The sequence below is a fragment of the Mesorhizobium sp. P3_B5 genome, assembly GCF_056402815.1.
Genome location: NZ_JBFUGR010000001.1, coordinates 774,282 through 789,593, shown reverse-complemented (window position 1 = coordinate 789,593; position 15,312 = coordinate 774,282). Strand labels below are relative to the sequence as shown.

Annotated in this window: 14 protein-coding genes; 5 read left to right on the top strand and 9 right to left on the bottom strand. The window is 62.2% G+C overall.

Annotated elements, in window-relative coordinates:
- The first annotated feature begins 179 nt into the window (after window positions 1–179).
- The 3 genes from fumC (at window position 180) to AC1DVW_RS03945 (ending at window position 2,697) form a co-directional block, all read left to right on the top strand.
- Entirely contained in the window at window positions 180–1,577 is a 1,398-nt protein-coding gene (gene fumC, locus AC1DVW_RS03955; protein WP_477321301.1) for a class II fumarate hydratase, read from the top strand.
- Window positions 1,578–1,698: 121 nt separating this feature from the next.
- Window positions 1,699–2,121, top strand: a complete 423-nt coding sequence (locus AC1DVW_RS03950) for a DoxX family protein (protein ID WP_477273715.1) — start codon at window positions 1,699–1,701, stop codon at window positions 2,119–2,121.
- A gap of 153 nt (window positions 2,122–2,274) precedes the next feature.
- Complete coding sequence (locus AC1DVW_RS03945) at window positions 2,275–2,697, top strand: DoxX family protein (RefSeq protein ID WP_477321299.1); 423 nt, start codon at window positions 2,275–2,277, stop codon at window positions 2,695–2,697.
- Here the strand turns inward: AC1DVW_RS03945 and ppx are convergent.
- Together ppx and AC1DVW_RS03935 are read right to left on the bottom strand one after the other, a co-directional pair.
- Window positions 2,690–4,222 (bottom strand): exopolyphosphatase, encoded by a 1,533-nt coding sequence (gene ppx / locus AC1DVW_RS03940; protein WP_477273719.1) that lies wholly within the window; start codon window positions 4,220–4,222, stop codon window positions 2,690–2,692. The genes AC1DVW_RS03945 and ppx overlap by 8 nt on opposite strands.
- Window positions 4,222–6,423 (bottom strand): RNA degradosome polyphosphate kinase, encoded by a 2,202-nt coding sequence (locus AC1DVW_RS03935; protein ID WP_477242551.1) that lies wholly within the window; start codon window positions 6,421–6,423, stop codon window positions 4,222–4,224. Before AC1DVW_RS03935 ends, ppx begins: the two co-directional genes overlap by 1 nt.
- Window positions 6,424–6,568: 145 nt before the next feature.
- On the opposite strand from AC1DVW_RS03935, the gene AC1DVW_RS03930 reads away from it, so the two are divergent.
- Both AC1DVW_RS03930 and AC1DVW_RS03925 read left to right on the top strand, forming a co-directional pair.
- Entirely contained in the window at window positions 6,569–6,814 is a 246-nt protein-coding gene (locus AC1DVW_RS03930; RefSeq protein WP_477242549.1) for a zinc-finger domain-containing protein, read from the top strand.
- Window positions 6,815–6,833: 19 nt separating this feature from the next.
- Window positions 6,834–8,063: an FAD-dependent monooxygenase gene (locus AC1DVW_RS03925; protein WP_477321297.1), complete on the top strand. Its 1,230-nt coding sequence runs from the start codon at window positions 6,834–6,836 to the stop codon at window positions 8,061–8,063.
- Here the strand turns inward: AC1DVW_RS03925 and AC1DVW_RS03920 are convergent, their stop codons facing one another.
- The 7 genes from AC1DVW_RS03920 to AC1DVW_RS03890 form a co-directional block, all read right to left on the bottom strand.
- Entirely contained in the window at window positions 8,064–8,732 is a 669-nt protein-coding gene (locus AC1DVW_RS03920) for a TIGR02117 family protein (protein WP_477321295.1), read from the bottom strand. It lies immediately after the preceding gene.
- A gap of 112 nt (window positions 8,733–8,844) precedes the next feature.
- The gene (locus AC1DVW_RS03915) at window positions 8,845–9,594 is read right to left on the bottom strand and encodes an amino acid ABC transporter ATP-binding protein (protein ID WP_031240865.1); all 750 of its coding nucleotides are present in this window, start codon (window positions 9,592–9,594) and stop codon (window positions 8,845–8,847) included.
- A gap of 75 nt (window positions 9,595–9,669) precedes the next feature.
- Window positions 9,670–10,827 (bottom strand): amino acid ABC transporter permease, encoded by a 1,158-nt coding sequence (locus AC1DVW_RS03910; protein ID WP_477321293.1) that lies wholly within the window; start codon window positions 10,825–10,827, stop codon window positions 9,670–9,672.
- A 4-nt stretch (window positions 10,828–10,831) separates the two neighbouring features.
- On the bottom strand, window positions 10,832–12,019 hold the full coding sequence (locus AC1DVW_RS03905) for an amino acid ABC transporter permease (protein ID WP_477321291.1): 1,188 nt from the start codon (window positions 12,017–12,019) through the stop codon (window positions 10,832–10,834).
- Between the two features lie 63 nt (window positions 12,020–12,082).
- Window positions 12,083–13,111 (bottom strand): amino acid ABC transporter substrate-binding protein, encoded by a 1,029-nt coding sequence (locus AC1DVW_RS03900; protein WP_477321289.1) that lies wholly within the window; start codon window positions 13,109–13,111, stop codon window positions 12,083–12,085.
- A gap of 379 nt (window positions 13,112–13,490) precedes the next feature.
- The gene (locus AC1DVW_RS03895; RefSeq protein ID WP_477321287.1) at window positions 13,491–14,351 is read right to left on the bottom strand and encodes a DUF2182 domain-containing protein; all 861 of its coding nucleotides are present in this window, start codon (window positions 14,349–14,351) and stop codon (window positions 13,491–13,493) included.
- Window positions 14,352–14,360: 9 nt separating this feature from the next.
- Window positions 14,361–14,996: a DUF1326 domain-containing protein gene (locus tag AC1DVW_RS03890; protein WP_477321285.1), complete on the bottom strand. Its 636-nt coding sequence runs from the start codon at window positions 14,994–14,996 to the stop codon at window positions 14,361–14,363.
- Between the last annotated feature and the right edge of the window lie 316 nt (window positions 14,997–15,312).

Genomic DNA, 15,312 nt, shown 5'->3' with positions numbered 1-15,312 from the left:
GACAGGGGCCGCGTCAAGACGTACCGACCCCCTCTGTCGCCTTCGGCGACATCTCCCCCTCGAGGGGGGAGATTGCCTGCGCCTTCAACCGATTTGCATCCTCGGCCATCGCAATCTCCGCTTGAAGCGATTTGTGCAACGCGATACGCCGTTGCCGAATTCGTCATTCGGAGAGAGCCGTGAGCGCGCCAAAGACCAGAACCGAAACCGACACGTTCGGTCCCATCGAGGTCGAAGCCGACCGCTACTGGGGCGCGCAGGCGCAGCGTTCCCTCGGCAATTTCAAAATAGGATGGGAAAAGCAGCCGGCCTCGATCGTCAGCGCCTTGGGCATCGTCAAGCGCGCGGCGGCCGAAGCCAATATGGAGCTGAAGCGGCTCGACCCGGCACTCGGCAAGGCGATCGTCGAAGCCTCCCAGGAGGTCATCGACGGCAAGCTCAACGAGCATTTCCCGCTGGTCGTCTGGCAGACCGGCTCGGGCACGCAGTCCAACATGAACGCCAATGAGGTGATCTCCAACCGGGCGATCGAGATGCTGGGCGGCGTCATGGGCTCGAAGAAGCCGGTGCACCCCAACGACCATGTCAATATGAGCCAGTCGTCGAACGACACCTACCCGACGGCCATGCACATCGCCTGCGCCGAGCGCATCGTGCACGACCTGCTGCCGGCGCTGAACCATCTGCATGCAGCACTCGAAGCCAAGACGAAGGCGTTCGCCCACATCATCAAGATCGGCCGCACCCACACGCAGGACGCGACGCCCCTGACGCTGGGCCAGGAATTTTCCGGCTATGCGGCGCAGGTCGCCTCCTCGATCAAGCGCATCGAGCTGACGCTGCCCGGCCTGCAGGAACTGGCGCAGGGCGGCACCGCCGTCGGCACCGGCCTCAACGCGCCGGTCGGTTTTGCCGAAAAGGTGGCGGCGCGCATTGCCGATATCACCGGCATCGGCTTCGTCACCGCACCGAACAAGTTCGAGGCGCTGGCGGCCCACGATTCCATGGTGTTTTCGCATGGCGCCATCAACGCGGCCGCCGCTGCCCTGTTCAAGATCGCCAACGACATCCGCTTCCTCGGCTCCGGCCCGCGCTCCGGCCTTGGCGAACTGTCTCTGCCGGAAAACGAACCGGGCTCGTCGATCATGCCCGGCAAGGTCAACCCGACGCAGTGTGAGGCTCTGACGCAGGTCTGCGTCCAGGTGTTCGGCAACAATGCGGCGTTGACCTTCGCCGGCAGCCAAGGCCATTTCGAGCTCAACGTCTACAATCCGCTGATGGCCTATAACTTCCTGCAGTCGGTGCAACTGCTGGCCGACGCCTCGGTGTCCTTCACCGACAATTGCGTCGTCGGCATCGAGGCGCGGGAAGACAACATCAAGGCGGCACTCGACCGCTCGCTGATGCTCGTGACGGCACTGGCGCCGACCATTGGCTACGACAATGCGGCCAAGATCGCCAAGACCGCGCACAAGAAGGGCACGACCCTTCGCGAGGAAGCGCTGGCAACCGGACTGGTCAGCGAGGCCGACTACGACCGGCTGGTGCGGCCCGAGGACATGACGCATCCAGGCTGAAGTCACACTCGATCACAAAAGCGTTATCTCGGTGAACGAACTGTCGCCGGATAGGCATCTTTGGTGAACAGTCGACCTGAACTATCTGGAGGAGGTATTCGCAACCTCCCGGAGAGTCACCATGTCCATCAACAGTTCAGTCGCCGGTTCCGGCGCCGCTTCCAATGCCTCAACCACAATCCTGCTCGGCCGCATCCTGCTCGCGGTCATCTTCCTGCTTTCCGGTTTCGGCAAGCTCACCGCGATTGCCGGCACCGCCGGCTACTTCGGTAGCCTCGGCCTGCCGTTGCCGACCGTGACGGCAATCGTCGTTGGTCTGATCGAGCTTGTCGGCGGTCTCGCCATCCTCGTCGGTTTCCAGACCCGCATCGCCGCCTGGGTGCTCGCCATCTTCACCGTCGCCACCGGGCTGGTCGCCCACACCGGCTGGGCCGACCAAATGCAGATGATCCAGTTTCTCAAGAATCTCGCCATTACGGGCGGGTTCATCCTGCTGGCCTCCTCGGGTGCCGGTGCCTATTCGATCGACGCCAAGCGCGCCTGAAGCCCAATCACAAGCAGTGCAACATGGGGGTCCGGAATTTTCCGGGCCCCTTTTTCGTTGTCTGTGCATGCGTCCCCGTCAGCCGATTCCTGCTAGAATCGCGGCGTCGGGATAAGGAATGGGTCAGCCGGCCCGACCAACACGGAGGTAACCATGCCCCGCAACGCATTGCTGCTGCTTTCCCGTTTGCTGCTTGTCGCCCTGTTTGTTCCCTCGGGCTTCCATGCACTTGCCGACATTGCCGGCACGACGGGCTATTTCGCCAGCCTCGGCCTGCCGCTGCCGACGCTGGCGGCCTGGGGAACCGGGCTGTTCGAGCTGATCGCCGGACTGCTCATCCTGGTCGGCTTCAAGACGCCGATCGTGGCGCTGCTGCTGGCCGCGTTCTGCGTCGTTGCCGGCTTCATCGGCCATTACGGACAAGGCGCCGACGACCCGATGCTGAGCTTCCTGCATTCACAGATGCTGATGAAGGACATCGCCATAGCAGGCGGTTTCCTGGCGCTGGCGATGGCTGGTGCAGGTGCCTATTCCATCGACGGCCGAACATTCGGGATCGGGTCTGAGGCTACTTGACCGAAATGCTCGGCCCGCCCTCGACGGCCAGCACCAGCCGACGGTTGGTGATCCTTGCCAGCTGCGCCAGCCGGCCCGCCGGCCGCTCGCCGTAGAGATCGGCCAGCGACGCCGGCAGCACCAGCGCCAGTGCGCCATTGGGGCGGGGTTCCCATTTCAGCCTGGGCATGACGCCCGGCATTGCCGCCGTCAGCAAGTAGACGACGCGCAGCATCGCCGCCAGCACGCGGGCCCGCTCGAGATAACGCGGCGTCGCCAATCCACGAATTTCGGGGACGGCCTCGTTGAACACGCCCTCGTGGCGAAACAGGCCGACAAGCGCCAGGAAGGCGCGGCCAGGGTGATCGACGCCGATAAAGGAGGCGTGGGCGATGATGTTGAGCGACTGCTTGCCGCGGTATTCCGGGTGCGCGCGCCAGCCGATGTCGGCAAGCAGGCAGGCCGCTTGACGATAACGCGCCTCGTCCTCGGTCTCGTCGATGCCGAAGGCAGCGAAGGCCTTGCCCGTCCATTCGACAAGCTCATGCGCATGGGTGACCGAGCGCGAGCGCAGCTGGGCCAGTTCCTCCGCCGCGGAAATCAGTGGATCGGCCTTCTGCTCGGCTTCACCCAGCAGCGAATAAAGAAAGCCCTCGCGTACGCCGAGCGCCGAGACGATGATCTTCGACGGCTGCATCGCCGCCATGATCTCCTGCAGCACGATCGCGCCATAGGGCAGCAACGAGCGACGATTCTTGGAGACGCCTTCGATGCCCCTCACCTTCTCGATCTCGCCCTTGGCCACTTGCTTCAGGAAGTTCGCAGCACTGTCGGCGCTGATTTCGTAGTGGTGCATGACGCCGAGCGGATAGTTGCTCATTTCCATGTGCAGCCGGGCAAGATTTCGCCAGGTGCCGCCGACCGAATAGAAGGCCCTGCCCTGCCCGCCCTTCAACAGCTTTGCCCGCGCCAGTTCCTCGCGCGCAATCTTTGCCGCCTGGGCGAGCGAGTTCTTGGCCATGTCCTGCAGGCGCAGGCCGCCCAGCGGCAGCGTGATGCCGTCGCCGATCGCCTCGCCATTGACGTCGATCAGTTCCAGGCTGCCGCCGCCAAGGTCGCCGGCAATGCCGTTGGCCGGGTGGAAGCCTGAGATGACACCGAGCGCCGAATAATGCGCCTCCTCGCGGCCGCTCAGCACCCGGATCTCGGTCTTGAGCACATCTTCGGCGCGATGGATGAAGTCGGGACCATTGACCGCCTCGCGGGCGGCGGCGGTCGCCAGCACATACATGTGCTCGGCGCCGACCTGGTCGGAAAGGGCGCGGAAACGCCGGAATTCTTCCATCGAGCGCGTTACCGCCTCGGGATCGAGCTTTCCGGTCGAAACGATGCCGCGGCCGAGGCCGGCCAGCATCTTTTCGTTGAACAGCGTGGTCGGAGAACGCGCCAGCCCTTCATAGATGACAAGGCGGATCGAGTTCGACCCGATGTCGATGATGGACAGCGGTCGGCGGTCCTGAAGCCGGCCCTGGGACGTTGCAATCATCAGCCGGACGCTGCGGCGTTTTTCTTGCGGCGCTTGAACTGCGCGATGCGCTTGGGCGCATGCGACTTCAGCGCATCGCCCCGTCCCGACAGGCTCGGATTGGTCATGAAATATTCCTGCGCGTTGAACGGTTCCTCACCCTCCTCCAGCATCACGCGCCGGGAGGTTCCGTCTGCCAATACGTCGAAACTTTGCTGGTTGTCCATGATGTTGCCCAGCATGATCTGGCCAAGGATCTGTTCATGCACAGTTGGATTGGTGATCGGCACCATGGTCTCGACGCGGCGGTCGAGATTGCGCGGCATCAGGTCGGCCGAGGCGATGTAGACGATCGCCTCGTCGGACGGCAGGCCATGGCCGTTGCCAAAGCAAAAGATGCGGCTGTGTTCAAGGAAACGGCCAACGATCGACTTGACCCTGATGTTTTCCGACAGGCCCGGCACCTGTGGCCGCAGGCAGCAGATGCCGCGCACGACGAGGTCGATCTCGACGCCGGCACGGCTGGCGTCATAGAGCGCGTCGATGATGATAGGGTCGACGAGCGCGTTCATCTTCATCCAGATGCGCGCTGGCCTGCCCTCGAGCGCATGGCCAACCTCGTCGGCGATGTGCTTCAAGATGCGGCTTCTGAGCGTAAACGGCGAAATGGCCAGCCGCATCTCATCGGTCGGCTCGGCATAGCCGGTGATGAAGTTGAACAGCTGGGCGACATCGCGCGCAATGGTCGGATCGGTGGTGAAGAAGGACAGGTCGGTGTAGATGCGCGCGGTGACCGGATGGTAGTTGCCGGTGCCGAGATGCACGTAGTTGCGCAGCTTGCCGTCCTCGCGCCGCACCACAAGCGACATTTTGGCGTGGGTCTTCAGTTCGAGGAAACCGAACACGACCTGGACGCCGGCGCGCTCGAGGTCGCGCGCCCAGCGGATGTTGGCCTCCTCGTCGAAGCGCGCCTTGAGCTCGACCAGCGCTGTCACCGACTTGCCGGCCTCGGCGGCGTCGACCAGCGCCCGCACGATCGGGCTGTCGTTTGAGGTGCGATACAGCGTCTGCTTGATCGCCACCACTTCCGGGTCGGCCATCGCCTGGCGAAGGAACTGCACCACCACGTCGAAGGATTCGTAAGGGTGGTGAACGACGATGTCCTTCTCGCGGATGGCGGCGAAACAGTCGCCGCCATGCTCGCGGATGCGTTCGGGAAAGCGCGGATTGTAGGGCGTGAACTTGAGGTCGTCGCGGGCCACGGCGACGATTTCGGAGATCTGGCTGAGCGCCAGCGGACCGGTCAGAACGCTGATGCGGCTCGACGACACGCCAAGCTCGCCGGCGACGAAGTCACGCAACTCGCTGGGCATCAGCCTGTCGAACTCGATGCGGATGACCGAGCCGCGGCGGCGGCGCTTCAGCGCCGTCTCGAACAGGCGCACGAGATCCTCGGACTCTTCCTCGACCTCGATATCACTGTCGCGGATGATGCGGAATGTGCCGGAGCCCTTGACCTCGTAGCCGGGGAACAGCTTGCCGATATAGAGGCCGACCGCCTCTTCGAGCGGGATGAAGCGGACATGATGCTTGCGGTCGGGCAGACGGATAAAGCGCTTCAATGCAACCGGCAGGCGCAACAGCGCGCTCATCTCCTCGCCATTCTTGCGATGACGCAGTTGCAGCGCCATCGAGAAACCGAGATTGGGAATGAACGGGAACGGGTGCGCTGGGTCGATCGATAGCGGGGTCAGCACCGGAAACACCTGCTCCTGGAAATGGTCTTCCAGCCAGACCTTCTCGTCCTTGGTCAGGGCGTCGCGGGCGATGCTCTCTATGCCTTCCTTGTTGAGCAGCAGCATCAGCGCCGAAAGGCTCTTCTGCTGGTCCTCCTGCAGGCGCTCGACCTCACGCAGCAATTGTTCGAGCTGCTGCTCCGGCGTGCGGCCGTCCGGGCTCTTGAGCGTGATGCCCTCGCGCACCTGGCCGGCGAGACCGGCGACGCGGACCATGAAGAACTCATCGAGATTGGCTGCCGAGATCGACAGGAAGCGGACGCGTTCGAGCAGCGGATGATTGAGGTTCAGCGATTCTTCGAGAACGCGGCGGTTGAATTGCAGCCAGGAAAACTCGCGGTTGACGAAACGGTCGGGGTTGCCGCCTTCGGAGCTGGCCTTCTCCACGGTGGTGAATTCGCTCTGTACCGGCTTCAGTTCGTTCATGGTTCCTGCTCTTCTCGACCGCTCAGCCGGTTAACCGGCTTAACTTATCCTGTGACAGGCTTTTGCGACAGTTTCATTTCATCGATCTTGCAAAGAGACGGGTTATGATCCAGATGCAATTCTACGAGAGAGCAAGGAGACGACGATGGCAGGCGGTTCCATTCCCCATTTCCAGAACGATGCGGGCCACGCGGCGATCGACATCGGCGTCAGGGAATTCATGTGCACCGGCGCCAATCCGCCTTTCGACCATCCGCATGTGTTTCTCGACATGGGCGACGACGATGAAAAAGTCTGCCCCTATTGCTCGACGCTCTATCGCTATTCGTCAAAGCTGAAGGCAACGGAAACGGCGCCGGCCGGGTGCCTGTATATCGACCAGGCCGCCTGATTCTTTCGCGACGATCCCAATGAGCGACATGCAGTCCCGGCAGATCGTTATCGCCGGGGCGGGTGTTGCGGGGCTGACCGCTGCCCTAGCGTTCGCCGAGCGCGGCTATCCGATAAAGCTGTTCGAACAAGCGCCGCGCCTCGAAGCGGCTGGCGCCGGCATCCAGCTTTCCCCCAACGCAACGCGCATCCTTCGCCAGCTCGGCGTGCTCGACCGGCTGTCGCCGGCAGCGGTGCGGCCGGAGGCGGTCGTGCTTAGGGATGCAGGAACATTGCGCGAATTGGCGCGCGTCCCGCTTGGCGACTTGGCCGAAAAGCGCTGGCAGGCCCCCTACCTCGTCGCTCACCGCGCCGATCTGCAAAACGCGCTGATGGCGCGCGTGGCGGAATTGCCTGGCATCAAGCTTGTCACCGGCGCGCGCGTCAGCGGCGTCGCCAAGGGGCCGCATGGCCTCATCGCAACGACTGAGATTGGCGACAAGAGCGTCGAGGCCGAGGGGTTCCTGCTGATCGGCGCCGATGGTGTCTGGTCGGCGACCCGTGCTGCTGCCGGGTTTTCGTCCAGAAACCGGTTTTCGGGCGAACTCGCCTGGCGCGCCACGGTCAGCGCCGACAGCGCCGCCGGAAAAGCCTTCGCGGCGATCGCTGCAACCGACTGCGTCACCTCCTTCCTGCATCCCGGCTTCCACCTCGTCGCCTACCCCGTCAGCAAAGGCACCGCCTTCAACCTTGCTGCGTTCACCAAGGGTGAGATCATCGCCGAGGGTTGGTCCGGCAATGCCGACGTCAAGATCCTCACCAGCGCCATGCGCGGCACGGCGCCGGCACTGGCCCGGCTGGTCGAAGAAGCCGGGCCGTGGACGGCGTGGCCGATCCATACAGTGGACCAGCGCCAGCCCTGGACGACTTCGGATGGCATCGCGCTGATCGGCGATGCGGCGCATGCGATGACGCCGTTTGCCGCACAGGGCGCGGCGATGGCGATCGAGGATGCCGCAACGCTTGCCGGCTTCGTCGCCGCCTTGCCTGCCGATCTCCAGGGTGCGCTTGCCGCGTGGGAACAGGAACGGCGTCCGCGTGTAGCAAAAGTTGCCCGCCGTGGCGCCGTCAACCGGCTCGCCTGGCATGCTGCGGGGCCGGTGGCGATGGCCCGCAACCTGTTCCTGGCGACGCGCTCGTCCGAAAAGCTCGCCTCAGACCTGGACTGGCTCTATGGCTGGCGGGTGCCCGAAACCGTCGGACGTCGATAGCTAATCATAAAGCCGCATCGACAGGCCGAGCGAGACCGGCAATGGGTTCCACCAGCCGGTGCGCAGGCCGGCTGTGCGCAAGGCCGCCGCCGTCCAGGTGTTGCAGCCGACCAGCGCATTGAAATGGCCTTTGGCTTCATAAAAGCCGTCATATCTGGAATAGGCCGCATCCGGGACAAGGATCGGACCGTTCGGCCCTTGCTGGAAGCTCGCTTCGGTGAAATCGAGCAGTGCGGCAAAACGCTCCTCGCCGATGTCGAAGCCGGTGACATCTGGGCGCGGTTCGCTGATGTCACCGGCGACATCGACATGCATCACCGACGCGTCGAGGGTCAGCGCCCTCAGCACTGGCACCGCTTTCAGTTCGGACCAGGTAGGCGTCTCCAGATAGAAAGYGCGGCCGCCCCAGCCGAAGACGATGTAGCGAACTTCAGGACTATCGGCGGGAATGCCGGCATCGACAAGGAAATGGAAGCGCTGACGCACGCGGTCATCGACCGGAATGGCGATATCGGTGTGGATCGGGTTTTTCAGCATGAGGATATGCCGCGTCGCGGCGGTGCTGGCATTGGCCGTCCGCCACAGCGGGCGCGGCACCAGTGTACCCAGCGCCACGGCAAGCGCTGCCACGACGATGAACAGGCCAAGGATGCGCCAGAGCTTCTTCATCGATGGCGTCCTTGCGCCCCTGCGCTGCACAACGAACCCTACCTCAGCCGATCCATACGAAAAAGAGCCCGGCCGGGTTTCCGGCCGGGCTCTTCATTTCGCATTGAAATCGTCAGTGCAGGATCTGCGACAGGAACAGTTTTGTCCGCTCATGGCGCGGGTGATCGAAGAACTCGGCCGGCGTGTTCTGTTCGACGATCTGGCCCTGGTCCATGAAGATCACCCGGTTGGCAACCTTGCGGGCAAAGCCCATCTCGTGGGTGACGCACAGCATGGTCATGCCCTCTTCGGCGAGGCCCACCATCGTCTCCAGCACTTCCTTGATCATTTCCGGGTCGAGCGCCGAGGTCGGCTCGTCGAACAGCATGATGCGCGGGTTCATGCACAGCGAGCGGGCAATGGCGACGCGCTGCTGCTGACCGCCTGAGAGCTGGCCGGGATATTTGTTGGCCTGCTCCGGGATTTTCACGCGCTTGAGGAAGTGCATGGCGATTTCCTCGGCCTGCTTCTTCGGTGTCTTGCGCACCCAGATCGGTGCCAGCGTGCAGTTCTCAAGGATGGTCAGATGCGGGAACAGGTTGAAGTGCTGGAACACCATGCCGACTTCGCGGCGCACCTCGTCGATCTTCTTCAGATCGTTGGTCAGTTCCTTGCCGTCGACGATGATCTTGCCCTTCTGGTGCTCTTCCAGCCGGTTGATGCAGCGGATCATCGTCGATTTGCCGGAGCCCGAAGGACCGCAAATGACGATGCGCTCGCCGCGCATCACCTTCAGGTTGATGTCCTTCAGCACATGGAATTCGCCATACCATTTGTGCATGGCGATGATGTCGATGGCGACATCGGTGGTGGAGATATGCATCTTGGCGGCGTTGACCTTGATCTCTTCCGCGCTGACCGCATTTTCTATGACCATGGCAGGGTCCCCTTTTTGTTTTTAGCGTTTGTGGCCGGTGTCGAGCCGGCGTTCCGTGTACATTGAATAGCGCGACATGCCGAAGCAGAACAGCCAGAAGACGAAGGCTGCGAACACCAGGCCGGATCTGGCGGTTTGCGGTGTCGCCCAATTGGGGTCGGAGAAGCCTAACTTGACGATGCCGAGCAGGTCGAACATCGAAATGATCGTGACCAGGCTGGTGTCCTTGAACATGCCAATGAAGGTATTGACGATGCCGGGGATGACCAGTTTCAGCGCCTGCGGCATGACGATGAGATACATTTTTTGCCAATAGCCGAGGCCGAGCGAATCGGCGCCCTCATATTGCCCCTTCGGGATCGCCTGCAGGCCGCCGCGCACCACTTCGGCCATGTAGGCGGCGGAAAACAATGAATAGCCGATCAGCGCACGCAGCAACTTGTCGAAAGTGACGCCGGGGGGCAGGAACAGCGGCAGCATGACGCTGGCCATGAACAGGACGGTGATCAGCGGGATGCCGCGTATGGTTTCGATGAAGATCACGCACAGCATCTTGACGACCGGCATTTTGGAGCGTCGGCCGAGCGCCAGCACGATGCCGAGCGGCAGCGAAACGATAATGGCGACAAAGGCCACCGTCAGCGTCACCATCAAGCCGCCCCATCGCGGGGTTTCGACATGTTCCAAACCGAAGGAGCCGCCGACCAAAAGGAAGTAGGATACGATGGGGAAGACGACGATCAGCAAAAGTGCGTTGAGGCCCTTGCGCGGCAGCCTCGGCATCAGCAGCGGCACCAAAAGCACCACCAGCAAAATGCCGACCAGGATCGGACGCCAGCGTTCCTCGATCGGATAGGTGCCGAACATGATCTGGCCGAATTTGGCATTGATGAAGGCCCAGCAGGCGCCATGCCAGCCGTCGGGCTGAATGCCGCCCTGCGCTACCGTGGCGCACACGCTGCGGTCCGGTCCCGCCCACTGAGCGCTGATGAACGCCCAGTTGATGACCTGCGGCAGGATCATCGCCACCAGCGCGATCCCTATAAGGGTCAAGATGGTGTCGCCGACCGAAGCGATTAGGTTCTTGCGGACCCATGCGCCGAGACCGCGTTCGCTTGATGGCGCTGTCTGCGCCAGCACCATCTCGGTGCGCACCCAGGACGTATCGTGTTCCTGCATGGCCCTACCTCTCCACCAGCGCCATTTTGGCGTTGAACCAGTTCATCAACAGCGAGGTCAAAAGGCTTATGGCCAGATAGATCACCATCATAATGACCACGCATTCTACCGCCTGGCCGGTCTGGTTGAGCACGGTGCCAGCGGTGGCCGTCAGATCGGGATAGCCGATGGCGATGGCGAGTGAGGAATTCTTGGTCAGGTTGAGGTATTGGCTGGCCAGCGGCGGGATGACGATGCGCATGGCCTGCGGCACGACCACCAGCCGCAACGCTTGGCCAGAACGTAGCCCGAGCGCAGCCGAGGCCTCGCTTTGGCCCTTGGCGACACCAATAATGCCGGCGCGCACGATCTCGGCGATGAACGCAGCCGTATAAAAAGACAGGGCCAGATAAAGCGACAGGAACTCCGGTTTCACCACGAAGCCGCCGGTCAGGTTGAAGGTCGATTGTTTTGGAAAATCAAAGCTCAGCGGGAAGCCGCTCAGTGCATAGCCAAGCAGCGGCAGCCCGACGATCAACGCCACCGACGTCCAGAAGACCGGGAACGGCTGGCCTGTCGCCATCTGTCGCTGATGGGCCTTGCGAGCAACGAACCATGCCATGGCGATGCCGACAAGAAACGCGACGAAGATCAGCCACGAGCCATCGCCCCATACGGGGCGCGGAAAGTAGATGCCCCGCTGATTAAGGAGGGAGCCGAACGGCAGATGAATGCTTTCCTTCGGTGCGGGTAGCACGGCAATCACGCCGGAATACCAGAAGAAGATAACCAGCAGAGGTGGGATGTTGCGGAAGATCTCGACATAGACCGTGCAGATCTTCTGGATCAGCCAGTTTTTCGACAGCCGGCCGATGCCGACTATGAAACCGATCAAGGTGGCGGTGATGATACCGACAAATGCAACGATCAACGTATTGATCAAGCCGACGATGATGGCCCGGAAATAGGTGGAGTCCGAAGAATAGGCGATCGCCGTATCGGAAATGTCGAAGCCGGCGCGGCCCTTCAGAAAGGCGAACCCGGAGGCAATGTGCAGGTTGCTCAGATTCACAATGGTGTTGTGGACGATCCACCAAACACCGGACACCAGCAAAGCAACGACCAAGCATTGATAGAAAATGCTGCGGACTTTCGGATCGTTGATTAAGGAACCGCGACTCGGCTCCTCGCGAAGAACTTCCTGCGATGCCATTCGACCGTCCCCTGGAAAGAGAAACCGGAAGGCAGACAATCTGCCTTCCGGATCACATTTCGATCAGCGGATCGGCGGAGCGTATTGCAGGCCGCCCTTGGTCCACAGCGCATTGATGCCGCGCGCGATCTTCAGCGGGCTGCCCGAACCGACATTGCGTTCGAACATCTCGCCATAGTTGCCGACGGCCTTGACGATGTTGACGACCCAGTCATTGGAGACGCCGAGATCGGTACCGATCTTGGTATCTGCTTCCTGGCCGAGCACGCGCTTGATCTCGGGGCTTTCCGAGGTCTTCATCTCGTCGACGTTGGCCTTGGTGATACCAAGCTCCTCTGCCTGCAACAGCGCGAAATAGGTCCACTTGACGATGTGGTACCACTGGTCGTCGCCCTGGCGCACGGCCGGTCCAAGCGGCTCCTTGGAGATGATCTCGGGCAACACGACATGGTCGGCCGGTGCACCCAGCGTCAGGCGGATGCCATAGAGGCCCGACTGGTCGGTGGTGTAGACGTCGCAACGGCCGGCATCATAGGCGGCGTTGACCTCTTCCAGCTTTTCGAAGACGACCGGATTGTACTCCATCTTGTTCGCCTTGAAGTAGTCGGCGAGGTTGAGCTCGGTCGTGGTGCCGCTCTGCACGCAGACGGCGGCGCCCGAAAGCTGCAGCGCGGAATTCACGCCCGGCAGTTTCTTGGCGTTGATCATGAAGCCCTGGCCGTCATAGTAGGTGACGCCTATGAAGTTCAGGCCAAGTGCGGTGTCGCGGTTGATAGTCCAGGTGGTGTTGCGCGACAGGATGTCGACTTCACCAGACTGCAGTGCGGTGAACCGCTCCTTGGCGCTGAGCGGCGTGAACTTGACCTTGGTGCCGTCGCCGAAGACGGCGGCCGCCACAGCGCGGCAGAAATCCGCATCGATGCCTTGCCATTCACCCTTGTCGTCGGGCGCTGAGAAACCGGCCAGACCGGTCGAGACGCCGCATTGAATGAAGCCCTTCGCCTTGACTGTGTCCAGCGTGCCTGCCGAAGCGGCCGAAGCCATCAATCCGAGCGCGGCGGCTCCAAAAATGCCAATTGCAATATGTTTCATAACCCACAGACCTTCTTCTGTTTTTCAGGCAAACCCTGATCATTGTTCCCGTGCGTGAACGTAGCCCCCTTCCGATCTATTCCCGAAACCCGCATCGTAATCGACGCGCTGCCTCCCATTCACGAACTGCATCGAAGGCGATTATTCCTGTGAGGTCAAGGGAAATGACCGAAACCCAATGCGTTTGAAAACCAATTGCCGGAAATGCCTGAATTGCAGACAAGAGCGTCAGGAAATTTGCAAGCCGCGCAAACAAAATTGGCAAAGTCCTATCCGCGCAAATTCGCGCGGCGCCTGTGGAACTTGTCCTCCGGCATTGCTCTGCACGACTGCCTTTTGTCGCGATCAATTGGCATGGTCTGCCCTTGCGCTGGCGCGCTCAAACCGCTCCGGCAAGGAGCCAGAGACCGGCACCCGCCATCAGCACCCCGGAGATGCGGGGAATCAGTTGGCCGGCCGGAACTGTCTTCTCCAGAAGAATGAGGATGGCGATGCCGGCGATCCACAGGACGTTCATGACACCGCCGACGAACAGCAGCGCCATCAGCGCCCAGCAGCAGCCAAGGCAATAGGCGCCATGCCCGGCCCCGAACCGCAGGGCACCAAGCGGATCGGACCGGAACCCGCCGTGACTGGCCAGGAACGCGATCGGCGCCTGGCATTGCCGCAGGCACACCGCCTTCAACGGCGTCCATTGATAGAGGCCGACGGCGACCAGAACGAGGCCGGCCAGTATCCTGCTGTTGGTTGCCATCGTCGGGCTCAGCAAGGTGAGATCAGCCAGCAGCCATTGCGCGCTGGTCGCCGCAACGCTGAAGGCAACCCAGACCAGCAGATAGCCGGTGAAAAACCATGCCGTCGATGCGATCGGCCGGCCGCTCGCGCGCGCCTGGCGGCCAACGCCGGCATAGAGCAGCAGCATCGGCGCAACCGATGGCGTCATCATGCCGACCATCATCACCGCCCACATGGCGAAGATGAAAGCGAAATCGGCCGGTGCCCAGACCCGGAAACCGGGCGTCGCCGTGGCGCCCATATCCATGCCGCCCATATTCATACCCGACATGTCCATGCCCGCCATGTCACCGGCTGCGGCGCCCGGCGCGGCGACATCGGGCGCCGTCATGTCGGCGGCGAGCCACAGCACATAGGCCCAGGCGAGCACGGCAATGATGACAAGCGCAACCGTCACGACCGCGCGGTCGCGCCGCAACACCGCCTCAAGGGCCGAGTCACTCATTGGATCAGGTCAATGCACGACGCCGCTTTGCGTGAGATGCATAATGGCGAAATGGCTGTGGGAGTCTGCCAGCTCGAACTTGATCGGACCGGACGCCTTGGTCCAGCCGCGCCCGGCCTCGGCGAGCGCGTATTCGAAGCCATGCGGGAGATCGATGCGCACCCGATGTTCGGCGCCGGTGACCGGATTCTTGATCGGCTCGCCGTGCCCCTCGGTCACGCCCGGTACATGCAGCGTGGCCTTGCGCGCGTCGATGTCGACCTTGAAGTCGATGGCGGCGAAGATCGGATCGTGGACCTTTTCCAGCGTGGTCGAGAAAACCTGGAATATGGTCGCGCCGGGTTCGGTGTCCTGGCCGCTGAGAATGCGCAGCAGCGCTGCGCGCTGCGCATCGGTCGCCCGTACGTCGATGACCACCGCGGCCTCGCCCTTGCCTTCATGGATCGGGCCCGGCCAGCGAAAGATCCCGGCAAACCGCAAGCCGTCAAGCTTGGTCTCGCCATGATAGCCGTGCTCGATCTCCATGCCGGCGACCGCCTGGCAGAATCCGTGGGTCGGCAATGCATTGAACTGGCACGGACAGCCATAGGCACAGTTGCAGTTGGTGAATTCGCGCGCCTTTATCATCCATTTGACGTCGGTCATGGCATTCCTCCCCTTTGCCTCGCTCATGCTCTGTGAGCGAGATACCCGGATCGGAGGGATCTGGACGTCAACCGGCAAAAACCGTCCGGTAGCATCTGATCGAGGCAATCCGGCGATAAGTATTAGTATTCAATTATATATCTTTCGCAGCCACCCACAAGGCCGATCGGCGGGGGACCGGCGGGGCGCCCTGGCCAGGCATTGCCGGTGATCACGCCAGCGCGGGGCGGATCAGCGTTACCGACTTCTGCTGGCATGAATTGGCATATCCAAAGACCGTTGCCTGGCCGGCGTCGGGCTGTTGCACGGCCAGTGC